At 39.9% G+C, this 24,761-nt stretch carries 22 protein-coding genes; 17 read left to right on the forward strand and 5 right to left on the reverse strand.

The window, feature by feature from the left end:
• Positions 1-387: 387 nt before the first annotated feature.
• The 6 genes from BLV53_RS15755 to BLV53_RS15780 all read left to right on the forward strand — a co-directional run bounded on the left by BLV53_RS15755 (position 388) and on the right by BLV53_RS15780 (position 10,288).
• Positions 388-1,452 (forward strand): branched-chain amino acid aminotransferase, encoded by a 1,065-nt coding sequence (locus tag BLV53_RS15755; RefSeq protein ID WP_090302608.1) that lies wholly within the window; start codon positions 388-390, stop codon positions 1,450-1,452.
• The gene (locus tag BLV53_RS15760) at positions 1,431-4,067 is read left to right on the forward strand and encodes an EAL domain-containing protein (protein ID WP_090302609.1); all 2,637 of its coding nucleotides are present in this window, start codon (positions 1,431-1,433) and stop codon (positions 4,065-4,067) included. Before BLV53_RS15755 ends, BLV53_RS15760 begins: the two co-directional genes overlap by 22 nt.
• Positions 4,068-4,130: 63 nt before the next feature.
• Positions 4,131-5,396, forward strand: coding sequence for a serine hydroxymethyltransferase (glyA, locus tag BLV53_RS15765; protein WP_090302610.1), 1,266 nt, complete (start codon positions 4,131-4,133; stop codon positions 5,394-5,396).
• A 180-nt stretch (positions 5,397-5,576) separates the two neighbouring features.
• Positions 5,577-6,254: a hydrogenase nickel incorporation protein HypB gene (gene hypB / locus BLV53_RS15770; RefSeq protein ID WP_090302611.1), complete on the forward strand. Its 678-nt coding sequence runs from the start codon at positions 5,577-5,579 to the stop codon at positions 6,252-6,254.
• A 123-nt stretch (positions 6,255-6,377) separates the two neighbouring features.
• Entirely contained in the window at positions 6,378-9,161 is a 2,784-nt protein-coding gene (locus BLV53_RS15775) for an FAD-dependent oxidoreductase (protein WP_170830907.1), read from the forward strand.
• A gap of 125 nt (positions 9,162-9,286) precedes the next feature.
• A complete protein-coding gene (locus tag BLV53_RS15780; protein ID WP_090302612.1) occupies positions 9,287-10,288 on the forward strand; it encodes an alpha/beta hydrolase in 1,002 nt (333 codons plus the stop codon).
• 54 nt (positions 10,289-10,342) lie between these two features.
• Here the strand turns inward: BLV53_RS15780 and BLV53_RS15785 are convergent, their stop codons facing one another.
• The 5 genes from BLV53_RS15785 to BLV53_RS15805 all read right to left on the reverse strand — a co-directional run bounded on the left by BLV53_RS15785 (position 10,343) and on the right by BLV53_RS15805 (position 15,115).
• Entirely contained in the window at positions 10,343-10,945 is a 603-nt protein-coding gene (locus tag BLV53_RS15785; RefSeq protein ID WP_090302613.1) for a cytidylate kinase-like family protein, read from the reverse strand.
• 42 nt (positions 10,946-10,987) lie between these two features.
• On the reverse strand, positions 10,988-11,641 hold the full coding sequence (locus tag BLV53_RS15790; RefSeq protein ID WP_090302614.1) for a hypothetical protein: 654 nt from the start codon (positions 11,639-11,641) through the stop codon (positions 10,988-10,990).
• Positions 11,642-13,138 (reverse strand): TrkH family potassium uptake protein, encoded by a 1,497-nt coding sequence (locus BLV53_RS15795; RefSeq protein WP_090302615.1) that lies wholly within the window; start codon positions 13,136-13,138, stop codon positions 11,642-11,644.
• Positions 13,139-13,144: 6 nt separating this feature from the next.
• Positions 13,145-14,536: a Trk system potassium transporter TrkA gene (gene trkA / locus BLV53_RS15800; RefSeq protein WP_090302616.1), complete on the reverse strand. Its 1,392-nt coding sequence runs from the start codon at positions 14,534-14,536 to the stop codon at positions 13,145-13,147.
• Positions 14,537-14,617: 81 nt separating this feature from the next.
• The gene (locus BLV53_RS15805) at positions 14,618-15,115 is read right to left on the reverse strand and encodes a hypothetical protein (protein WP_090302617.1); all 498 of its coding nucleotides are present in this window, start codon (positions 15,113-15,115) and stop codon (positions 14,618-14,620) included.
• Between the two features lie 149 nt (positions 15,116-15,264).
• Here BLV53_RS15805 and guaA point away from each other — a divergent pair, with 149 nt between their 5' ends.
• The 11 genes from guaA to BLV53_RS15860 all read left to right on the forward strand — a co-directional run.
• Positions 15,265-16,812 (forward strand): glutamine-hydrolyzing GMP synthase, encoded by a 1,548-nt coding sequence (guaA, locus tag BLV53_RS15810; RefSeq protein WP_090302618.1) that lies wholly within the window; start codon positions 15,265-15,267, stop codon positions 16,810-16,812.
• Between the two features lie 470 nt (positions 16,813-17,282).
• The gene (locus BLV53_RS15815; protein ID WP_090302619.1) at positions 17,283-17,507 is read left to right on the forward strand and encodes a helix-turn-helix domain-containing protein; all 225 of its coding nucleotides are present in this window, start codon (positions 17,283-17,285) and stop codon (positions 17,505-17,507) included.
• Positions 17,504-18,052 (forward strand): GNAT family N-acetyltransferase, encoded by a 549-nt coding sequence (locus BLV53_RS15820; protein WP_090302620.1) that lies wholly within the window; start codon positions 17,504-17,506, stop codon positions 18,050-18,052. The genes BLV53_RS15815 and BLV53_RS15820 overlap by 4 nt, the downstream gene beginning before the upstream one ends.
• A gap of 122 nt (positions 18,053-18,174) precedes the next feature.
• Positions 18,175-19,014 carry an LD-carboxypeptidase gene (locus tag BLV53_RS15825; protein WP_090302621.1) on the forward strand — a complete coding sequence of 280 codons (840 nt, stop codon included), beginning with the start codon at positions 18,175-18,177 and terminating at the stop codon, positions 19,012-19,014.
• 225 nt (positions 19,015-19,239) lie between these two features.
• Positions 19,240-19,962: a GNAT family N-acetyltransferase gene (locus BLV53_RS17435; RefSeq protein ID WP_242879128.1), complete on the forward strand. Its 723-nt coding sequence runs from the start codon at positions 19,240-19,242 to the stop codon at positions 19,960-19,962.
• A 136-nt stretch (positions 19,963-20,098) separates the two neighbouring features.
• Positions 20,099-20,404: a type II toxin-antitoxin system RelB/DinJ family antitoxin gene (locus BLV53_RS15840; protein ID WP_090302622.1), complete on the forward strand. Its 306-nt coding sequence runs from the start codon at positions 20,099-20,101 to the stop codon at positions 20,402-20,404.
• Positions 20,401-20,721, forward strand: a complete 321-nt coding sequence (locus BLV53_RS15845; protein WP_090302623.1) for a type II toxin-antitoxin system RelE/ParE family toxin — start codon at positions 20,401-20,403, stop codon at positions 20,719-20,721. Before BLV53_RS15840 ends, BLV53_RS15845 begins: the two co-directional genes overlap by 4 nt.
• Before the next feature lie 404 nt (positions 20,722-21,125).
• On the forward strand, positions 21,126-22,103 hold the full coding sequence (locus BLV53_RS15850; RefSeq protein WP_090302624.1) for a DUF2971 domain-containing protein: 978 nt from the start codon (positions 21,126-21,128) through the stop codon (positions 22,101-22,103).
• Between the two features lie 92 nt (positions 22,104-22,195).
• Positions 22,196-22,660 (forward strand): AlbA family DNA-binding domain-containing protein, encoded by a 465-nt coding sequence (locus tag BLV53_RS17440; RefSeq protein ID WP_242879129.1) that lies wholly within the window; start codon positions 22,196-22,198, stop codon positions 22,658-22,660.
• Between the two features lie 12 nt (positions 22,661-22,672).
• Positions 22,673-23,230: a hypothetical protein gene (locus BLV53_RS17445; protein ID WP_242879130.1), complete on the forward strand. Its 558-nt coding sequence runs from the start codon at positions 22,673-22,675 to the stop codon at positions 23,228-23,230.
• 805 nt (positions 23,231-24,035) lie between these two features.
• A partial coding sequence (locus BLV53_RS15860) for a transposase (RefSeq protein ID WP_139298988.1) occupies positions 24,036-24,761 on the forward strand: 726 nt, incomplete at its 3' end.

Below are 24,761 nucleotides of genomic sequence, written 5' to 3' on the forward strand. Positions count from 1 at the left end.
GACCTAATCTTTCATTTGCTTGATTACAGTGTATCTGCCCAGAAATGGGAGTCAAGGATGCTTTGCACCGAAGGCTTTGTCCTTGACACCCATTTCAAGGCAGATAAAATATCACCAAGCAAAAGAAGGATTATTTGTCGTACAAAAAAGTACGGCATTAAACATTAATCAAAGGCCTGAGGAGCAGGGCTTCCTTTTAAAAGATAAAAAGAGTAAGATAGTCACAAATCTAATTCTTATCACAAATACATAGGGATAGTCTTTTCTATGATTTCCGAGTACAAATTTACGCTGCCTTTAGCGCACTAAAGTGTTGACGTAAACGAAGAAAAGTACGATAATAAATCACAAAGTTAAATTGAGATAAGCTTACGGAGGCTAATTATTATGGAAATCAGATTTGAAAAACGTGAGAATTTAAAGGAAAAGCCAGATTGGGACAACCTTGGTTTTGGTAAGTACATGACAGACTATATGTTTGTCTGTGATTGGGATAGAGAGATAGGCTGGCACGATGCAAGAATCGTTCCAGAGGGACCGATTGAATTGGATCCAGCTTGTATGACACTTCATTATGCACAGGAGACATTCGAGGGACTTAAGGCATACCGCAGAGAAGACGGCAAGATTCAGTTATTCAGACCAGAAATGAATGCAAAACGTATGATTAATTCAAATGAGCGCCTTTGCATGCCTGCATTCCCTGTTGAGGATTTTGTAGCTGCTATCAAGGCTCTTGTAAAGGTTGAGGAAGCTTGGGTTCCATCTCAGAAGGATACATCATTATATATTCGTCCATTTATGTTTGCTACAGAGGCAGCACTTGGAGTTCACATGGCAAAATCATACAAGTTTATGATTCTTTGTTGTCCAGTTGGAGCATATTATGCAACAGGTCTTGACCCAGTAAAGATTTTGGTAGAAAATGAATTAGTACGAGCAGTTGCAGGCGGTACTGGCTTTACAAAATGTGGTGGTAACTACGCAGGTTCTATCGCTGGTCAGGTAAAGGCAGAAAAGCTTGGATATTCTCAGGTTCTTTGGCTAGATGGTAACGAAAGAAAGTATGTAGAGGAAGTTGGAACCATGAACATCATGTTCAAAATCGATGGTGAAATCTGGACAGCTCCAACAGTTGGTACTGTTCTTCCAGGTGTTACAAGAGATTCTATGATTCATCTTCTTAAGGACTGGGGCTACAAGGTTCGTGAGGAACGTCTTGCAATTGACGATCTTATGCAGGCTGGCAAGGATGGCAAGCTTGAAGAGGTCTTCGGTACAGGAACAGCAGCAGTCATCTCTCCAGTTGGCGAACTTCGTTACAAGGATGACGTTGTTGTAATAAATGGAGGTAAAACCGGCGAGCTTACCCAGAAGCTTTATGATACTTTAACAGGTATTCAGTGGGGTAGACTTGAGGATAAGTATGGATGGACTACACTAGTAGATTAAATTACGAAATAGAAATCAATAGTGATGAGATGCAGTCTCTTCAGGACACATTTTGCAGCTCAAACGATTTGTATGTTATGTGTGTTGGAAAGTCTGGCGGCAATCTTACATCCTTCTCAGGCTCAAAGCTTGAGGAGGAGTTTGTTGATGCCAATTTTCCAGAAGCACTTAGGAAAACGATTTTAGATTCCTTTGTGGATGGAGCTCCAGAGAATATCGTGGAGTGTCCTTCTACAGAGGATTATTTTATATGTAAAGGTGTTGCTATCCGTGGTGCTAAAGGTGAAGTGATAGGAGCATGGCTTTGCTTTGGTGTCGATGGTGACAAGGTTACTTCAGAGACCAATCTTCCCAAGGAGATTATGTTCACTACGGCGGCACATTTTGATAAATCAATAGGACTGATTGAAGTTTATACAATCCACTATTTCAAGCAGAAACTTGAAAGTGCGGTACTTAGCAAAAAGCTTGATGAGCTGAATCAAAAGCATCAGGATGATAAGAGTCGTTTGGACAAAAATGAAATTATGACATCAATTCTGCGCCAAATGGAATCGGACAAGACCTTTGATGCATTGGCAGGCAATATTCTTACAGATGCAGGAAAATATATAGAATGTACCAATACTGTATTGATTCAGATGTCCTCTGATGGCACTACTGCAGATATTATTCACGAGTGGTCAAAAGATGATAAGCTACAAATCTCTAATAGCTTTAAAGCAGTTCCCATTTCAGAATTGCCATTTATGAATGGCAAGCCATATACTATTTCAAGTGATGCAGTTTTACCGGATGCATTTGAGGTATTTTTTAAGCGGTTTGATATTGATGCGGCAATTCTTCTTCCGTTAAATGTTAATGATACAACAGTTATGTATCTAGGCTTCATTTCGGTAGAGGAGAACAGAAAGTGGAGTGTGGATGATATTCGCTTTGCCAATGATATAAAACACATCCTACATACCATTTTAGTCAAAAAAATTGCAGCGAACTCTTTAGCAAGCTCCTATTCAGCATTAGAAGCCATTCTTCAAAACGCAGGCTATGGAGTAGTTGTTGCGGATATAGAAAATAATCGTATTTTGTACACAAATGACACCTTTAAAGCTATGTTTGATAATGACGTAGATAAAGTTGCTGTTCAGGATTTGATTTTCGATAAGCATTTCACTTTATCAGAGCTTAACGGGTATTCAGCAAACGGCTCTGGAAAATGGTTTGATATCACATTGGCAAACATAAAGTGGGTGGATAGTAGAAGCGTTAGATTAATTACTTTCTATGACACCACAGATATCAGAAATTACCAGAAGAAAGCAGAAAAGCAGGCTCAGGAGGATTCACTTACAGGACTTTACAATCGTCAGGCCTGCGAAAGAGATATTGCTCTTGAATACCATGTAAGCACAAAGCTATCCAAGGAATTTGCAGTCCTCATGTTTGATCTTGACAATTTCAGCAGTGTAAATGAGGGCTATGGATACCATCTTGGCGATGATTTGCTTGAATTTATTGCCAGAAGTATCAATGATATTTCTGCAATTAAAGGTCGGTGCTATAGAGTTGGTGGAGATGAATTCGCTGTTCTTATTGACCATGAGCACATTGATAATTTGGATTTTGTTATAAAGAGAATAATGAATCTTTTTGACAATCCATGGGTTATCGAAGAAAAGGAATATTATGTGACAATCAGTATGGTAGCCTTAAAGGCTCCAGGAAATTTCACTGAAGCTTCGGCTGTTCTTACTCGACTTTCTATTGCTCTTCACGGAGCAAAGGACAGAGACAAAAACAATTTCGAATTCTACAGTGAAAAGACTGATTTAGTTTTAGACGAAAAAATAAAGCTTGAGCAATCACTTCGTCAGGCAGTAGATGGTGGCTGCAAGGAATTCATCGTTACCTATCAGCCTATCATGGAATTTGTAGGCGGTGTGCCTAATTGCTGTGGTGCAGAGGCTCTCATCAGATGGAATTCGCCGGAACTCGGGCTTGTCACCCCTGAATATTTCATAGAGGATGCCGAAAGACTTGATTTAATCGGTCCTATTGGAGCCCATGTATTATATGAAGCAGCAAAAACATGTAAGCATTGGAATGATTTCGGTCATCCTGAATATAAGATCAATGTAAATCTTTCCTATATTCAGCTTGCCAGGGAGGATTTTGTGGATGAGCTTTCAGAAATCCTAAAAAAGACAGCTATTACTCCAGAAAATCTCACCTTAGAGATAGCAGAGTCTTTAGAACTTATCGAAATGGATAAGCTTGCAGACACATTATCAAAAATACGTGCCCTTGGTTGCAGAATAGCGCTTGATGATTTTGGTGCTGTTACCTCTTCACTAAATCACCTGAAGAATTTACCAATCGACACAATTAAAATAGATAGAAAGTTCACTGTAGATATGGCAAGCGACGAATTCTCGCAGGCTTTTGTCAAGTCTGTATCGCAGCTTGCAGATTCAATCGATGTGGATGTATGCGTAGAGGGCGTAGAGGAAAACAACCAGGTAGATATGCTTGGAGATTTCCTTGTAAATCTCGCTCAGGGCTTCTTCTTTGACAAGCCACTTTCAAGGAAGGAATTCGAAAAGAAATATCTTTAATGATTAGCAGGTTCGTCCTGATAACCATAGAACCATTTTAAGTTGTTTTAGAAAGGGAAACTAATGTACACATTAAAGGACATCAAAAACACAGATCCAGAAATCGCAGAGGCTATTGTAAAGGAATACAATCGCCAGTCAGAGCATATTGAGCTTATCGCTTCTGAAAACTGGGTATCACCAGCTGTTATGTCAGCTATGGGCTCAGTTCTCACCAACAAGTACGCTGAAGGTTATCCTGGAAAGCGCTATTACGGCGGATGTGGCGAAGTAGACGTAGTAGAGGATTTGGCAAGAGAGCGTGCCAAGGAATTATTCGGCTGCGAATATGTCAATGTTCAGCCACATTCTGGTGCCCAGGCCAATATGGCAGTACAGTTTGCAGTGCTCAAGCCAGGAGATACAGTCATGGGCATGAACCTTGACCACGGCGGACACCTTACACACGGTTCACCAGCCAACTTCTCTGGTACATATTTCAACATCGTTCCTTATGGTGTAAATGATAATGGTGTTATCGATTATGATGAGGTTGAGCGCATCGCTGTAGAGTGCCAGCCAAAGATGATTATTGCCGGTGCATCTGCATACTGTCGCAAGATAGATTTCAAGCGTTTCAGAGAAATCTGCGACAAGGTTGGCGCTGTCCTTTTTGTAGATATGGCTCACATTGCAGGTCTTGTAGCTGCAGGAGTTCATGAAAGCCCAATCCCTTATGCAGATATCGTTACAACCACCACACACAAGACTCTTCGCGGACCTAGAGGTGGTATGATCATGGCTACAGCTGAGGCCAATGAAAAATACAACTTCAACAAGGCTGTATTCCCAGGTATCCAGGGTGGCCCACTTATGCACGTACTTGCCGGAAAGGCTGTTTGCTTCAAGGAAGCTTTAGACCCATCCTTCAAGGAATATGGTCAGCAGATTGTTAAAAATGCACAGGCTCTTTGCAAGGGCTTACAGGATAGAGGCATTAAGATTGTTTCTGATGGAACAGACAATCACCTCATGCTCATTGACCTTACTCCATTTGAGCTTACAGGAAAGGTAGTAGAGAAGCTTCTCGATGATGCACACATCACTGCCAACAAAAACACAATTCCAAACGATCCAAAGTCACCATTTGTAACTTCTGGTATCCGTCTTGGCACACCAGCAGCAACTACACGTGGTCTCAAGGAAGATGATTTTGACAAGGTGGCTGAGGCTATCGCAATCGTAATCAAAGAACAGGAAGCAGGTGTTGAAAAGGCTCGTGCAATTATAAAGGAGCTTACAGACAAGTATCCACTTCCAGGAAATGCAGAATTTCAGGCTGAATTATAATTTAATACACAGCTGTGTAATAAAGTAGCATAATTCTTGTATTTATAAGGATTTTAATCATAACCTAATTGACAAAAAATAGTCAATTAGGTTATATTTATGTTGCATGGAAACTCTTTTATATAATTAGAGTTTACGTATGTGGCATAATATACATATTTCAAAGACGGTGGAGGAATAATGGAAGATTACAAAGTTATTGAGGTTAAGCAAAGCATTTTTGCAGATAACGATGCTGATGCTGACAAACTCAGAGCTGAGCTCAAAGCTCAAAAAACTTTCTTAGTAAATTTGATGTCTGCTCCCGGTTCGGGAAAAACCACCACATTATGTCAGACCATTTCAAGACTAAAAGGCGAAATGAATATCGGTGTCATGGAAGCTGATATTGATTCAGATGTTGACGCAGCTACAATCCAAGATGCTGGAGCCCGTGCCATTCAGATTCACACTGGTGGCATGTGTCATTTGGATGCAGACATGACCAGACAGGGCCTTTTAGAATTCGGCACCGAGAATCTTGATTTGGTATTTTTGGAAAATGTTGGTAATTTGGTTTGTCCTGCAGAATTCGATACAGGTTCATCGAAAAATGCAATGATTCTTTCTGTTCCAGAAGGAGATGACAAGCCTCTTAAGTATCCACTCATGTTTTCAGTATGTGATGTGGTACTTGTCAACAAATGTGATACGCTTCCCGTATTCACAGAATTCTCAAAAGAAGCAGTTAAAGAACGTATTCATAAGATCAATCCAAATGCTCTTGTGATATTTGTATCAGCAAAAACAGGCGAGGGCTTTGAAGAGTGGATTAACTGGTTGAGGGGCCAGGTAAGTTCTTGGAATAGTGATAACTAAAGCTGGCACTTTGGTTATCACATATATCTTTTTGAGGAAGTATAAACAGATTTCTATATGTTTTTCTCATTTTTATTTGGAAATCGTAGTATTAATAAGGTTGTGCAAAAGGAGGATAATGAAATGGGAATTGGACCAGATAATCTGGGTGATTTCTACCCTGATTGGGTAAATGAACTCAAGGATGAGGATGTACGTCCTGAGATTTTAAAGCTTGGAAAGGTTATTACAGACCGCGCTAAGATTAAGCTTGGTCTTCAGAAAATCACCAAGTATGATCCTGAATATTGGGCAGTATCAATACTTGCTCCTACAAAGGAAATCGCTGATTTAGCACTTTCATTCGGTGGTATCAGAAAGCCAAAGACATTCAAGCAGCTACTAGAGATTACAGGTCTTGATGAAAAGACTCTTCAGGAAAGACTTGATCTTGCAAGCTATAATGGTCTTATAGAGTGGAACTATGAGAATGATGCTCACGAAAAACAGTGGGTTCTTCCTATGTTTGTTCCAGGTTCAGCAGAATTTTCAAACATGAATAAAGACATGCTTGAGCAGCATCCGGAAATGGGACGTTTATTTGAGCGTATGAGTCGCCTTCCACTAGAGGGACTTACTCACATGGTACCACCAGGAGGCGCAGGTATCGGTATGCATGTTATTCCTGTTGAGGAAGCTATTTCTATGGAGCAGGAAGCTATCGGCGTAGAAAAGATTTCTCACTGGCTCGATAAATATGAAGGCCACTATGCTAAATCTCCATGTTCATGTCGTCTTTCGAGAAAGACTTACGATGAGGGCTGTGCAGATGATCCAGAGGGCTGGTGCATTGCTATGGGAGATATGGCAGACTACGTTGTTGAGACCAACAAGGGCGGTGTCTATATCACTCGTGAAGAAGCTCTTGAGATTTTCAAGCAAGCTGAGGACAATGGATTCGTCCACCAGATTACTAATATCGATGGTGAGAACAAGATTTTCGCTATCTGTAACTGTAATGTAAATGTTTGCTATGCTCTTCGTACATCACAGCTTTTCAATACTCCAAATATGTCTCGTTCTGCTTATGTGGCTCACGTTACTGCAGAGGACTGCGTGGCTTGCGGTAAGTGTGTTGAGAATTGTCCAGCAGGTGCTGTAAAGCTTGGTCAGAAGCTTTGCAAGGCTGATGGTTCTGAAGTTAAGTATCCAAAGCATGTGCTTCCCACAGAGAAAAAATGGACAACTGATGACTGGGATGACGATTATAGAGATAATAACAGAATCAACTGCTATGATACTGGTACAGCTCCATGTAAGACTGCTTGTCCTGCTCATATCGCTATCCAGGGGTACCTTCGTATGGCTGCTCAGGGCCGCTATAAGGAAGCTCTCGCTCTTATCAAGCAGGATAATCCACTTCCAGCTATCTGTGGTCGTGTATGTAACAGACGCTGTGAGGCAGCTTGTACCCGTGGTACAGTTGATGAGGCTATCGCTATCGATGAGGTTAAGCGTTTCTTAGCAGAGATGGATTTGAAGGCTGAAACACGTTACATACCTAAGAAAATCGTACCTTCACAGAAGGGTGAATTTACAGAAAAAGTAGCTATCGTAGGTGCCGGACCTGCAGGTCTTTCATGTGCTTACTACCTTGCACTCAAGGGCTACAAGCCTACAATATTTGAAAAGAGCAAATACCCAGGTGGTATGCTTCGTTACGGTATTCCATCATTTGTACTTGAAAATGATGTTATCGATGCCGAAATCGAAATCATCAAAGAGCTTGGTGTAGAGATTAAGTGTGGTGTAGAAGTAGGTAAGGACATTACTCTTGATGAGCTCCGTAGCCAGGGGTACAAGGCATTCTATGTAGCTATCGGCTGTCAGGGTGGTGGTCGTCCAAACGTACCAGGTGATGATGCTATCGGCACAGCTACAGCTGTTGATTTCCTTCATGAGTGCTCAGAAAACGAAGCATACGATATCAAGGGTGATTTAGTTGTTATCGGTGGTGGTAACGTTGCTATCGATGTGGCTCGTTCAGCACGCCGTGTTGGCAATGAAAAGGTTTCTATGTTCTGTCTTGAGAGTAGGGATATCATGCCAGCATCTCCAGAGGAAATCGAAATCGTTGAAGCTGAAGGCGTTGAGCTTAATTGTGGATGGGGACCAAAGGAAGTACTTGTTGATGAAGCTGGTGCTGTAAAGGGCATCGTTCTTAAAAAATGTACTCGTGTTAAGGATGAGACAGGCAGATTTAGCCCATTATACGATGAGAACGATACAATCACAGTAGAGTGTAAGCATGTTATCTTCTCAGTAGGTCAGCGTAGTGTTTATGGTGACCTCTTCAAGGGTTCAAAGGTTGTTATTGAGCGTGGCCCTAAGGCTGATCCACTTACATATCAGACAGATGAGCCAGATATCTTTGTTGGTGGTGATATGTACACAGGACCTCGTTTTGCAATCGATGCTATTGCAGCAGGTCGTGAGGGTGCTATCTCTATTCATAGATTTGTTCAGCCACACAGCTCACTTACAATCGGACGTAACCGCCGTGATTTCATTGAGCTCGATAAGGAAAACCTTATGATTGGAGATTATGATCACAGCCCACGTCAGATTCCTGGAGTATCTAAGACTACAGTTACAGGCGAGCTTACATTCCGTGACAAGACTGTAGAGCTTACAGAAGAGCAGATTAAAATCGAAACTGCTAGATGCTTGAAGTGTGGTGCTTCAGTAGTAGATGAGAATAAGTGTATCGGTTGTGGTGTATGTACAACCAAATGCGAATTTGATGCTATCAAGCTTTACCGTGAGCATCCTGAATGCTCTAAGATGGTTCCATCTGAGGACAAGCTTAAATATGTGCTTCCAAACGGCTTAAAGCAGCGTGTTAAGGTTGCTTTTAAGCGTAGATAAAAATTGATATAATTAGAGGTGCTACAGGTGGTAGCACCTTTTTTTAGGCTTCCCCCTCTGGGGGAAGCTGTCACCGCAGGTGACTGATGATGGCAATAAATATTAAGCGTTAATTAGGAGATCACATGAAAAACATATATCTTTTTGCCAACGGCATAGAAGAAACTATCCGCACACTTATAGTTGCCTATTTTATCCTTACATTCGTATTTACGGTATATTCTATAGCAAGGATGTATTTTATAGAGCATAAATCAAACAATGTGCGACTTGGAAGAGTTAGAGTCAAGGGACTTCAGCTGGCAGGTAGATTCAAACAATTCCCAATATATTCCAGGGAAGAGATGGCAAGCAACAGACATAAACGTGATGTGCGAATCATGTTTTTTCCTGCCGATCATCCTAAAAATAAGCGCTTTATAATGATTCTTCCCGGAGGTGGCTACGCACATCTTTGTACAAAACAGGAGGGCTATCCTGTTGCAGCCACACTGAATAAAATGGGAATCAATGCATTTGTACTGGAATACAGGACTGGCCGTGACTGCGCCCCATTTGCTCCAATGGAGGATTTAGGAACAGCTCTTCAATTTATTAAGAACAATCTTGATATATTTGGTGTAGAAATGGAAGGCTATGGACTGATTGGATTTTCAGCAGGGGGTAATCTTGCAGGAATATTTGCTGGAAACGACCATAGCTATAAAGACTACAATCTACCTAAGCCTGGAGCGATTATACTTGGCTATCCATGGACTTGTGTTAATGACTGGCTACATCATCCTTATTGGAATATTTGGATAGGTTTACTTGGCATCTGGCTTAGTAATAGGGGCAGCTTTTATATGTTTGGACTGCGCCACATCAGAAAGGGACGAGAGCTTCTTGATGTGGCAAAATATATCGATAAAGACTATCCACCTACATTCATGTATTCAGGATCCTGGGATGTACTGGTGCCAGCCAGTCGACATGCAGATGTGTTTGAGACAGCTCTTAGAAATAATGATGTGGAGCATAAATATGAGAAGTTTTTTGGTGTTCCACACGGCATAGGACTTGGACTTCATACTAAAGCTGAAGGTTGGCTTGGTAGAGCGGTAGAGTTTTGGGAATCAGTAATATAATAAATATAAAATAAGGCTAGCCGCTGATATTAATGGCTAGCCTTTATTTATATGTTATTCAGGATATTTTTCAGCTAATTCGCAGATAGTATTTACACAGGCTTCTTCTCCAAGGGTTCCGCTATCAAGTATCACATCATACTCTCTGAAATCACCCCAGGTTTTATCTGTGTAATATTTGTAATAGGTTTTACGTTGTTTGTCCTTTTTAGCCAGGCGCTTTTCAATACTTACATTTTCGATATTGTCATATCTCTCAAGTACACGTTTTTTTCTGTGCTCCATATCGGCATGAATCATTACATTCATGCAACGTATGCCCTCTTTTCTAAGGATATAGTCAGCGCATCTACCGACTATTACGCAAGGGCCTTTACTTGCAAATTCAAGAATTACCTTCTTTTGTGCGATAAATATTTCGTCCTGTGGGCTTTGGAAATACATTGTTCCTGCAGCTGAGATATCAAACCACATTGCTGTGGAATTTGTATATTCACCTTGAGTCTCTATCAACTCCTTGGCGTAGCCGCTTTCTATTGCAACCCTGTTTACGATTTCCCCATCGTAGAATGGGAGGTTTAATTGCTTTGCTACAGCCTCGCCAATGCTATGTCCACCGCTGCCAAATTCTCTAGATATAGTAATTACTGGATACATAGTGGTTCCCTCCAATCGAAATTGTCTTTAACTACTTATATTTTAAAAGTTTTCCGATAGAAAGTCAAAAAGAGTCTGATTTGTCTGATTATTAAGAAATGCTCCAGATTCAGCATATTCCCCGCTGTCACCGCATATATCTACGCCTAATATTTCATGATTTTCAAATAATTGAGTTAACATTTCAATCATCTGAGAAAGAGTCATGTTGCCCTGATCCCAATCAGTAATAGCATCAATAGTTGAAAGAATATCTTTGTCTATTGAAATATACAGTGGTAAGTCGGTAGGAAGCTGGTTAATTGGGATTTCTTCACCTACACCATAAGTGAACACATTTTTTAGATGAGAAAGAATTTCTTCAGCTTCTAGCACCCAACCACCGCAGGATGTTATCTGACCAAAGCTTGGCGGTTGATTGTCTGGATGATGGTCAAATAAAATCAGGTTGAAATCCTGGTCTATTTTCATCAACCAAAGTAGGGACAGATAATGGTAATTTCCTGAATCTATAAAATGGATTCCATGAGGAGAAAATTCCTTTATGCGACTTACAAGTACCTCTTTTGATAAGTCATCCAGATAGCAGCGTGTGCCATCCAAATCCCTGCAATCCAAAATCGCTATATTTTCTTTGTTATTGTAGAATGACTGATGCTCGTAAGCATCAGTCATTTTTATAATTGTAGTATTCATTTATTTTAATATTTTTCCAGCGTGAATAAGTTCTTTTGTTTGGCGTTTTGTGAATAAGTCCTGCCAAATATTAGGGTGGAAGAGCATAAGTATTGGGAATAGCTCTAGTCTTCCGGCAAGCATATCAAAAATAAGTACAATCTTTGATAAATCTGTAAAGAATGCAAAATTCTGAGTAGGTCCTACCATACTCATACCAGGACCTATGTTACTAAGGCAGGCAATTATAGCTGTGAATATAGTTGAAAAATCAAGGTCTTCAAAGGAAAGAATAAATCCGCTTACAAAGAATACAAGCATAAAGGTTCCAAAGAAAACATTGTTTGAACGTACTGTATCATGTGTAACAGGCTTTCCATCCATAAGTGTCTTTCTGACGCTTCGTGGGTGGATGTAGCTGATGAGCTCTTTATGAACGGCCTTTCCCATAAGAATGAAGCGGGAAACCTTAATTCCACCACCTGTAGAACCTGCGCAGGCACCAATAAACATCAAAATAACAAGTACACAGCGGCTTGCCTGAGGCCATACAGCAAAATCTGCTGTAGAAAAACCTGTAGATGATTGAATGGATGTAACCTGAAATGCTGCTTTTGTAAGGGCATCAAAAAGCCCAGCGCTGCAGCTTAATGTATTTAAAGTGATGATGCCGATGGAGCCTGCGGTAATTAATGCGTACATTCTAACTTCTTCCATGCGGAAGGCATCCCTAGCATGATGGAACAGCATGTAATAGTAGAAGTTGAAATTTACACCGAATATAAACATAAATATCGCAACTATCCACTGACATGCAACGTTGAATCCACCAATGCTACTTGAATAAATACCAAATCCACCGGTTCCTGCTGTGGCAAAGCCTGTATTTATAGCTTCAAATGGAGTCATCCCTGCAATCAAAAGTAATATGATTTCTATGGCACAAAGTCCAAGATAGATGAGATATAACATCTGTGCGGTGTTCTTGAGCTTCGGAACCAGCTTTCCAACTGAAGGGCCAGGAGATTCTGCTTTCATCAGATTAAACTGGGAGCCTTCACCGCCGGCAAGGGGGATGATTGTCAAAAGGAATACCAAAACTCCCATACCACCAATGAGATGTGTAAAGCTTCGCCAAAATAGTGATGCATGTGTCAATGCTTCAACCTCCGGTAAAATAGAAGCTCCTGTTGTGGTAAAGCCTGATGCTGTTTCAAATACAGCATCAATAAAGTGTGGAATCTCGCCTGTCAGCCAAAGTGGAACAGCTCCAATCAGTGAAAGAATGACCCATGACGCGCCTGTGCAAAAGAATCCTTCTTTCAGATAAAAGGATACTTCCTTTGGCTTGATGTAGCTGTTGATTATGCCAATAACAAGACATGGAAAAGCGACCAGGCCATATTCTAACCAGACATCCTCATGATAAATAAGTGCAACGATAAATGGGAGCATCAAAAATAAACCCATAAATCCAATTACATAAAATAGGATAAAACGTATTACGGAATTATTCATATCCGATTACCTCAATGTATCTAAAATAGTGGCAAAGCCAGTGTGGGTGGTAACAACCATTACAGTGTCTCCGACCTCGATTGTGTCGGAACCGCTAGGGATGATGATTGTACCGTTTCGATTGATAAAGGCAATCAGAACATTGTCTTTAAATTGTAAAACAGAAAATGGCACACCAGTTGCTTTTGATTTTTCGCTAATGTTGAACTCGATGGCTTCAACCTTTTGGTCAAACAGATGGTAGAGGGTAAGGATATCATCACCATCACCAGAAGCGCCCTTTGCACGAACATAAGCGATAATTGCTTCTGCAGTAATCTGTCTAGGATAAACAACCGAGCCAAGATTTAACTGAGAAAGTACATTGTCAAAGTTGATTCGGTTTACCTTTGTGATAACCTTGGCATTGCTGACCTGATTAGCATAAAGTGTCAGGAGAATATTTTCCTCGTCAATTCCTGTAAGTGGAACAAAGCTTTCTACATATTCTATGCCTTCTTCTTTAAGAAGGGCTTCATCGCCACCGTCGCCATTAATAATAGTAGCTTTAGGAAGTGCAATGGAAAGCTCTTCACAGCGCTCCTTATTGCGCTCGATGATACGCACGTTAATTTTTGCCTGTAAAAGAAGCTTTGCAAGGTAGAAAGATGCCTTGCCACCACCTACGATAAGACAATCCTTAACCTGTCGGGTCTTAAAGCCTATTTCATTCAAGAAAATGCGGGCAAATCGACGAGCTCCTACGGCGCAGACAATATCATCTGCTCGAAGAATATAATCACCGGTAGGAATGATAACATCGTTGCCTCTTTTTATAGCAGTAATAAGCACACGGCTTGAAATAGCCGAACGTAAATCTCTGATAGCAAGGCCATCAAGGACATTTCCTTCGCCTATTTTAAATTCAACCATTTCAGCCTGGCCGTGGGCAAAAGAAGAAACCTCAAGAGTAGATGGAAGGGAGAGAATAGAAGAAATCTCTCTGGCAGCCTCAAACTCTGGGTTAATAATCATTACAAGACCAAGCTTTTCCTGAAGGTATGAAATTTCCTTTGAATAGTCGGGATTTCGCACACGAGCGATAGAAGCGCAATCACCTACCTGTTTTGCGATAGTACAGCATAGCAGATTGAGCTCGTCGGAATCGGTTACGGCAATAATTAAATCGGCATCCTTGATTCCGGCCTCCAGCTGAATACTGTAGCTGGCACCATTACCTTGGATACCCATAATATCGTAAAGATTTGTTAGATTATCAATTCGATCCTGTTTTTCGTCAATGACGACTATATCGTGGCCTTCTTTTGAAAGTCTGTCGACAAGTGTACGACCAACTTTTCCGCAACCAACGATTATTATCTTTAAGCCCCTCTTTTTTTGGGATGAGCTAAATAACATTTTCATGCCTCCAAAAATAATACTAGGAGATTACGCAATCTCCCATATGATAATGTAATCTATATGGGGCAAAAGTTCAAGTTAAATCCTAAGGTCCACACGGCGGGTGATTTTTTTAGCCGCATCATATAAATCGTTGAGGTATTTTGACTCTTTATTGAAGAAATCACTGTAGCGTTCACGGCTATAGTTTTTGGCAGCCGAATCATATACGGACATTGTACCATCTTTATTTACAGTGATTCCGATTTGTTTTAGCTGGCTACTGTATTCCTGATTTAACTGTTTGATTTTTTTGACGGCATTTTTGACAGGAGTGCTTCCTGAATATTTGGAAGCGGAGCTTAGGGTATTATTAATGGAATCTGCAAAGGCAGTTACTTTTTCCTGTACCTGTCCTTCAGGGGAATCTTCAAATTCATAGTCCTGTAGCTTTCTGATGGCATTGCGAAGAGCACTTGCGTCGGCAAAGGAAAGAGTACCTTTTGAGACTTCTTTCCTGGCTTGGCCCTTCACAAGTGGCGAATAGTTTCCATAAAAAACTCTTAGACTTAGTGAGTTATTGATTGTAATACCCATAATGACTCCTGAAAAGCAAATCCATAGTGTTATGTCCTATAGTGGATATCGGACTTTGGAGAGAAATTATTAATATTTCCTGTTGAAGAAATAAAGAATTTAATCTATACTTTAGAAAACTTTTAAACTTTATATAAAAGGAGTATTCCATGAATCAGGAGAAAGTCATTGTTATTGACTTTGGCGGTCAGTATAATCAGCTTGTTGCTCGTCGCGTCAGAGAATGTAACGTCTATTGTGAAATCTATTCTTATCGTACCCCTATTGAACAGATTAAAGAAATGAATCCTAAGGGCATTATCCTTACAGGTGGTCCAAATTCCTGCTATGAGGAAGGTGCACCTACCTATACTAAGGAGCTTTTCGAGCTAGGTATTCCAGTGCTTGGTCTTTGCTATGGTGCACAGCTTATGATGCATGTCCTTGGAGGCAAGGTTGAAAAGGCACCAGTTCGCGAATATGGAAAGACTGAGACCTTTATCGATGGTGCCAGCGATACACTGTTTGCTGGGGTTGATAAATCTACCATTGTATGGATGAGTCATTTTGATTATATCAGCAAGACTGCACCTGATTTTGAAATAATTGCTCACACAGCAGATTGTCCTGTTGCAGCCGCTGCTTGTGAGGCTAAAAAGCTTTATGCTATTCAGTTCCACCCAGAAGTGCTTCATACAGTTCAGGGTAAGGACATCTTATTCAACTTTGTTCGCAATATCTGTGGTACTTCAGGCAGCTGGAGAATGGATTCTTTTGTTGAGCAGACAATCGGAGAGATTAGAGAGCGCGTAGGAGATGGAAAAGTTCTTCTTGCACTTTCTGGTGGTGTGGATTCATCAGTGCTTGCAGCACTCCTTGCAAAGGCTATCGGCAAACAGCTCACTTGCGTATTCGTAGATCACGGTCTTCTTCGTAAAAACGAAGGTGACGAGGTGGAAGGCGTATTTGGTGAAGCAGGTTCCTTTGATATCAATTTTGTTCGCGTTAATGCAGCAGAGCGCTACTATGCAAAGCTTGCAGGAGTTACAGAACCAGAGCAGAAGCGTAAGATTATAGGCGAGGAATTCATCCGTGTATTCGAGGAAGAGGCTAAAAAAATCGGCACAGTAGATTTCCTTGCACAGGGTACTATTTATCCGGATGTTGTAGAGTCAGGACTTGGCGGTGAGTCAGTAGTCATCAAATCTCATCACAACGTAGGTGGTCTTCCTGATTATGTTGATTTTAAAGAGATTATTGAACCACTTCGCAACTTGTTTAAAGATGAAGTTCGTAAGGTAGGTTTAGAGCTTGGCCTCCCAGAATACCTTGTATTTCGTCAGCCATTCCCAGGCCCAGGCCTTGGCATCCGTATCATCGGAGAGGTTACAGCAGAAAAGGTTCGCATCGTTCAGGATGCTGACTACATCTACAGGACAGAGCTTGCAGAAGCTGGCCTTAAAAAGCTTCCTGACCAGTATTTTGCAGCTCTCTCTAACATGCGCTCAGTAGGCGTTATGGGTGACGAGCGTACCTATGACTACGCAGTCGTGCTCCGTGCTGTTGAGACAGTAGATTTCATGACAGCAGAAGCTTCCGAAATTCCATTCGAAGTACTTCAGCGCGTCATGAGCCGCATCATCAACGAGGTTAAGGGCGTCAACCGCGTAATGTATGATTTGACAAGTAAGCCACCTGGAACAGTGGAGATGGAATAATTTTCAAAGTGGTTGAAAACCTTGATTTAAAGGGTTTTCAGCCACTTTTTATTTCCGGTGACAACCAAATGACAACCGGATTATTTTCGTACACCATTCCGATGAATAATTCCACGGTGGTCATCATTTATATCTATTGCCTAATCTGGCATATTTTTTCCCGTTTTGTACCGGATAAATTCCGGAATAATTTCATATAGAGATGTTAAATGTGAGTTTTGCGAGGACGCTTGTATGATTTTTCATCCTCAGAAACAGGTTCGATATTGGAAGAAACTTTTTCAATACGCTTGTATCATTTGTGGTTCTGATTACATCATTTGAGAGAAAATGATGCAATCAAAGATTTATTTTAGATTGAAATATTCAATTTTAAATTGATGAAAATTAGTAGCTCTGTTAAAATTATATTTGTGGTGAAATGCCTAAGATTCAGGCGTTGAGAGCAAATACGAAAGGTAAAAAGTGTTATGGCAATTCGTTATAACAAATTGTGGAAACTTCTGATTGACAAAGAAATGATGAAAAAAGATCTCAGAGATCAATCAGGTATTACTACAAATGCATTAGCTAAATTAGGTAAAAATGAGCATGTGAGTACGCAAGTGCTGGAAAAAATTTGCAGAACACTGAATTGTAATATAGAGGACGTCTGTGAATTTGTTATTGATGATGAGGGGAAGAATCAAAAATGAGATTTGGTCCTAAGGAGATAATAGATAAAAATGGGCGAAAGGTAATTCTTAGAAATGCTGAAGTTGAGGATGCTGAAGCTCTTATAGAGTACCTAAAAGTTACGACAGGAGAAACACCTTTTTTGATACGTGAACCTGACGAGGTGACATTATCTTTGGAGCAGGAACAAAATTTTATTAAAGATAAAATAGATGCAACCAGAGAATTGATGCTGATTGCTACGATAGATGGTAAGCATATAGGCAATTGTTCACTGATGACTATCGCACCATATAAGCGGTATGCACACAGGTGTGATGTGGCAATAGCATTGTACCAAGAATATTGTGGATGTGGCATAGGAAAAATCATGTTGCAGACCGTGCTAAAGGTTGCAAAGAATGTCGGATATGAACAGGCTGAACTTGAAGTTATTTCAGATAATTATAAAGCAATTTCTCTTTATAAAGAACTGGGGTTTGAGAAGTGTGGACATTTTCCGAATAACATGAAATATGCGGATGGTAAATATGCGGATGCGGACTGGATGATGAAGAAATTATAATGAAACAGGGTGACAGCATAGTTGTCACAATAGATGACGTAATAACTGTCGTAATAAAAAACGATAACTTTTGGTTGCATGTTTAAAATCGAGTTAAACTCATATTAATCAGGAAGTTAAAGATGAAAATTGGAATATCAGCATGCTCAGATGGGCAATTCAAAGATTGGAAAAAACAGAATGAGGAATTAGGAATAATTCTATATGAACAGGGAATCGAGGCAGTGTTTGCAAAACATATCTACGCTAAGAAGGATTCCTTTAGTGGAACGGATCAGGATCGCGCGGAGGATTTAATGCGCTTTTATCAGGATGATTCTATTGACGCCATATATGATATATCCGGTGGAGATTTAGCGAATGGGGTTTTAAAATACTTGGATTGGAATGTGATTGCAGGTGCCAATAAAACCTTTTGGGGATACAGTGATCTTACAACTGTAATTAATGCTATTTATACAAAGACGGGAAAATCTTCTGTTTTGTACCAGATTAAGAACTTGGTTTATGCGGATGGTAAGCTTCAGAGAAAACGATTTGCGGAGTTTATTTCAAAAAAGAATAATGCATTGTTTGATGTTAATTATTCTTTCCTTCAGGGTGAACGAATGAAAGGAATTATTGTAGGCGGAAATATAAGATGCCTGCTGAAGCTTGCAGGAACAGAGTATTGGCCGAACATGGACGGTAAAATTCTTTTCTTGGAGGCATATGGTGGTGAGGTTAGCCAAATAGCGGCGTTGTTTACGCAACTTGAACAGATGGGAGTGTTTAAACAGGTAGAGGGAATTATACTTGGAACATTTACAGCATATGAGAAGTCGGGAGCAACGCAAAGTGTATTTGAAGTGTTAAAAGGACATATTTCGGAGACATTGTCTGTGGCTAAAACTACTGAAATAGGACATGGCACAGACTCTAAAGCAATTGTTATTGGACGTAATATGGAATTAAGGAGCTAAATGGACGGAAAAAAGATTATTATCATTGGTTGTTCCGGGAGCGGGAAAAGTACATTTGCAAGGAGACTTCATGATGTAACGGGATTACCAATATATCACTTAGATAATTTGTTTTGGAAAGCAGATAGAACTTACATATCCAAAGATGAATTTGATGCGTGCTTGACTGAATATATGCAAGGAGATAGTTGGATTATTGATGGGGACTATTCGAGAACTTATGAGATGAGAATCGCGGCGTGTGATACAGTCATCTTCTTAGACTATGGGGAAGAAGTATGCATGCAAGGAATCACTGAGCGGGTAGGAAAAGTTCGTGAAGACATGCCATGGACAGAAGACGAGTTGGACCCTGAATTGGTGGAGATGGTTCAACAGTACGAAACACAGAATAAACCAAGGTTGCAGGAGCTCTTCCGAAAGTATCCGGAAAAAGAAGTTATAACATTCTATAATCGTGATGATGCCATGAAGTGGCTTATTAGTGAATATATGATTGTTCCGGTAGACGAAGATAACATCATTGAGGCTGCATGTATACATTCCATATCATGGCAGGAATCCCATCGTGCATTTTGCGACGAAGCATTTATCTTAAAGCATGATACGGACCACCAAGCAGAATATATCCGTAATAAGATCGCTAATGGTAGCAAGTTCTATATGCTCTGTGACAAGCAATCGATGGCTGTTGTATCCATCACAGACGGATTGATTGAAGACTTGTATGTGTTGCCTGAAGTACAAAGGCAAGGCTATGGGACTGCATTATTAGATTATGTAATTACCCTAATATGTAGGGAAGGTATCACACCCACCTTATGGATTCTGGAGAACAATCGGGAAGCAGAACGCCTATATCGCAGGAAAGGGTTTGTGCCATCAGGGAAGCAGAATGCTATAACCGGCAAGCTTTCGGAAATAGAGTTTCTGTATAAAGGGATTTAGCTTAGATGTAGTTTTCAACATCTGATGGTTTGATTATTTATCGCTTGCAAGCAATATATCGAGCGATAAAATTTGCAAGCATATCTTGAATTGTAACGCAAATCGCGTTACAATAAACAAAAAGGAGTTGATAAGTATGGAGAAAACAGCAACACTCAATTTAAGAGTTAATCCTACAACGAAAAAATCAGCTGAGGATGTGCTTTCACGTCTTGGAATTCCTATGTCTACAGCTATTGATATGTATTTAAGACAGATTACGCTCACAGGTGGAATTCCTTTTAGAGTTACATTACCTCAGGCACCGGATGCTATTAATGCGGATCTTATGACGACTGCAGAGATTCATACAAAATTACAGGAAGGCTTTGAGGATATTGAAGCTGGACGAGTACAGGATGCAAAGGCTGCATTTGCAGCTTTTAGAGAGAGCCACAGATGAGAGAATATCCTGTAAAAATTACAGAAAAAGCATTGGGTGATATGAATGGGATATATGAGTATATCGCAGTTAATTTGCAATCTCCGGATAATGCTATGGGGCAGTATAACAGAATAGCTGATTGTGTACTTGAACTTGGCTTCTTTCCAGAGAAATTCAGACTGGTAGATTTTGAGCCGGAACGCTCACAAGGACTTAGACGAATGCTAGTAGATAATTACTCGGTATTTTATGTATTCAAGGAAGAGCTTGTCACGGTAACTAGAGTAGTATACAGTGCCTCTGATATTGAAAAGCGACTGAAAGAAGACTATTAACTTCCGGTTACACTTTGGTTGCAAAAAGTTATAAAAAGCAAAAAAATTGTTGGAATAAGCGTAAAACCACAACAACATATAGCTACAAAAGAAAATCAATTTCGCAAGATATTGATGCCTTTCTAGAGCTGGAGTGACAATATGGATAATGTGAACACAAGGAACAACAGTGATTAATCAGAGATGTAAATGAACTATTAGAGCTAGGTAATATATATAATTCACGGCATAAGAGTGGATCTATAACAGATAGTAATGTTAAAGAAGCCAGCATTTGTTTACGATAAAAAATGGTATTGCTATAGAAGCATATTAAAAAACAAAACATTATTCAGTATTAATGGATGTGTCAATAAGCCGATTGGTTTTTCGAATAGAGAACTAGAATTTTAAAAGGAATTAAAATGAATAACATTGAACGAAAAGAGTTTTGGGATGTGTTGTGTAGTGCACAAGATGGAAGCTCTGAAAGTATAAAAGAAATACAAGGAGCCATAAAAAAGCCAGACTTCTTATGCAGATTTAGGTCTGTAAATGAGAATTCATTAATTCAGTTACAAGAAAACAAGCTTTATTATTCTTCGGCTGATTATTATGATGATCCTTTTGATACATTTATTCATGTAGATATTCCATCAATAAAACAGTGGTACGAGTATTTGCAGAGCGTTTTATATTCGAATAGTGCAGGTTTGCATAATAATTTGAAAGCCTTGGAACCAGTTATTGGTATAGGGGCAGATATATTTATGAAAAACTTAAAAGATTACCCGCTGGATATACATGCTTTTCCAGAACGAATTAAGCATATCAGAAATATAATACAGAAGAACCTTTTTTCTATTTGTTTTTGCGAAAATGCACTGAATGAAACTTTGTGGCTGAAATATGCAAATAATTACAAGGGATTTGCGTTAATATATGACATGAGAGATTCAGAAACGTTTTTATGCGGAAAGGAAGATACGTGTCAGAATTGTTTATCGGCTATAGAGAAGCCGGGAATTTATCCCGTATATTATACTGATGAAGCATACAATGCGACAAAATTTGCGCTTGCGAGTTTATTGTGGGAAAAACAAGAAAAGCTTTCCACCCAATTGTTGGATTTATCTTATAGGAGTGTTGTTTGGGAAGCGGAGCGAATTTCCCTAATAAAAAAGAAATGCCATAAGTATGATGAGGAATGGAGGATGATACGACCATCCATGAGTCCGAATCGCACATGCATAAAAATGAGACCGTGTAAGGTTTTATTAGGGATGAGAATGCCGGAATATGAAAGAGCATTAGTAACCGCAGCGGCTAAATGTGCAGGAATAAGCATTATTGAAGAATTGTATATCAATGATTTAGATATTTTGGATAGTAAAGCAATTTAGGACTGTATGATTGTGGTTTGTTATAGTCGAGGTATAAAGGAAACAGATGAAATTAACAGATATAGAAATAAGTGCTATAGGAATAAGAGCAAATGAAACAAGATGTGTTTGACATCAGAAAATTTGATGACTATAAAGAAGACAATCGTCGTGAGGTGAAAAAGGCTAAAGGTGGGCTTCCACTTAGCCTTTGGGATTCGTATTCTGCTCTTGCTAACAGTAATGGAGGAGTGATTCTTCTGGGTGTTTTGGAGCGGGAAGACGGCTCATGGTATACCACCGGGCTGAAGAAAGATGATACGCGAAAGCTAATCAAGAATTTCTGGGATACGATCAATGACCGAAAAAAGGTAAGCATCAATCTTCTTACGGATAGGAATGTGGAACCGTACGAGGTGGGTGATGATCTGATTCTTGCAATTACTGTACCCATGGCACGTCGGGAAGATAAGCCAGTGTATCTTAATGATGATATGTTTGGACATACATTCCAACGTAACAGTGAGGGCGATTATCATTGTACAAGGGCACAGGTGAAGGCGATGCTTCGTGATTAGCCTGAGAACACAATGGATATGGAGATTCTTGAGGACATTCCGATGGAATATCTGAATATGGAAACTGTATACGGATACAGGAATAGTCATAAATCGCTTAGACCGGGACATCCTTTTGAACGATATGCGGATGATGAGTATCTTCGAAGCATTGGAGCAGCAGCCGTATCAAGCAAAGACGGAAAGTATCATCCTACCGGAGCCGGTTTACTTGTGTTTGGTGATGAGTATAATATTGTAAGACATTATCCGGAATACTTTTTGGATTACAGGGAAATGCTTGATCCCACAATACGCTGGACAGACAGACTGCAGTCCAGTTCCGGTGAATGGTCGGGTAATGTGTGTGATTTTTATTTTCGCGTGTATAACAAAGTAATCAAAGAGGTGAAGGTCGCGTTTAAGACAGTGGGCGGTACACGGATAGATGATACACCAGTGCATAAAGCTTTGCGAGAGGCACTCGCTAATTGTCTTATGAATGCGGACTTTTATGAACCGCGAGGGATCGTAATCAAATTGGAGGATCATAAGCTTACTCTTGAGAATTCCAGATATATCCGAGTATGAAAGAAGTAGATAAGGCTTGGTGGGGTCTCTGACCCTCGAAATAAAGGCTTGATGAAGATGTTTAATATGATATCGATATCGGCGAAAGGGCAGGAAGTGGTGTTCCGGATATCTTTAATGTTTGGAATGATGAGGGGTTCGAGGCACCGGAAATCATTGAGGAATTTAATCCGGATAGAACGAAGCTTATTCTATCATTAAAAAAAAGGAAAAAACAAGCGATAAAAACATTGGAGAATATAGAACAGATTATCGAGTATCTTAGAAATGTGGGAGAGGCGAATACTGCGACCATTTCAGAAAAGATAGGCCTTAGTACTGCAAGGACAAGAGATATTCTTGCAAATATGGATGAAGTGGAAGCGCTAGGAAGCAATCGGAATAGAACATATCGCTTGAAAACGGATATATGAGGTGTGAGTATTTGATAACACTACTATAAAACTACAATAAAAAAGTGTAGTCTCCGATATTATATAATCTTATCAGTGAGTACAAAATGAGTACAATAATTTTGCGAGTCATACCAAAATGGGCAAATATGGACAAAATGCAAATCGGAAATGCCGTAAAATCAACAAAGACAATAGGGTGCAAACACCCTTGAATTGAGATGGAATAATACCAAGACATCCGTGAAGCCAGTATTTATAAGGGCTTGTGAGGTGTGCCAAGGTGTAGTGACAATAAAATGGGGGCTGTCGCACTAAGAAATTAGTGTGAGGCCCCTTTTTCATGCAGAAATACTGTGTTTAACACAAAAATCGGGCTTCGAAAAGCCCGATTTTTGCTGTAAAATTAGTTTATGCTACTAAACAAAATCTTACAAGGAGATTATACTGTATCTTCCTTGTATCATCAAATCAAACTTCCGCTAGACATAGAAATATCCATTCCATCCGATGATCCGGTACGCCTGGTAAGTGCATTTGTGGAGGAAATGAATCTTTCTGATCTTTATGAGACTTATAACAGAATCAGAAAGAATCAGGCTACACCGCGTCAGATGCTTAAGATTGTCATCTATGCAGCAATGAACAGAATCTATTCAAGTCGTGATATTGAGTCTGCCTGCAAGAGAGACATCAATTTCATGTACCTTCTGGACGGAGCGCCTGCTCCTGACCATTCCACCATCGCAAGATTTATATCAATTCATCTCTCACAGTGCGCCAAGCAGATCATGGCACAGGTAGGAACCATACTGCTAGAACTTGGTGAGATTTCAGGCGAAAACATCTTCATTGACGGAACCAAGATAGAGTCAGTAGCCAACAAGTATACCTTTGTATGGAAGAAAGCTGTATCAAAAAACATGATAAAGCTGACTGAAAAGATATGTACTTTCTGTGCCGAGTGTGAAGAACTCTATGGGATAAAAGTAGTATATAACGACCAAATATCATTACACACCATTAAGCGTCTAAGGAAGAAACTGTATAAACTTAAGGATGATGAAGATATCCAGTTCGTACATGGTATTGGAAAAAGAAAGACTCCACTCCAACGTTCAATAGAAAAACTTGAGGAG

The sequence above is a fragment of the Pseudobutyrivibrio sp. ACV-2 genome (assembly GCF_900107545.1).
Taxonomy (GTDB): Bacteria; Bacillota; Clostridia; order Lachnospirales; family Lachnospiraceae; genus Pseudobutyrivibrio.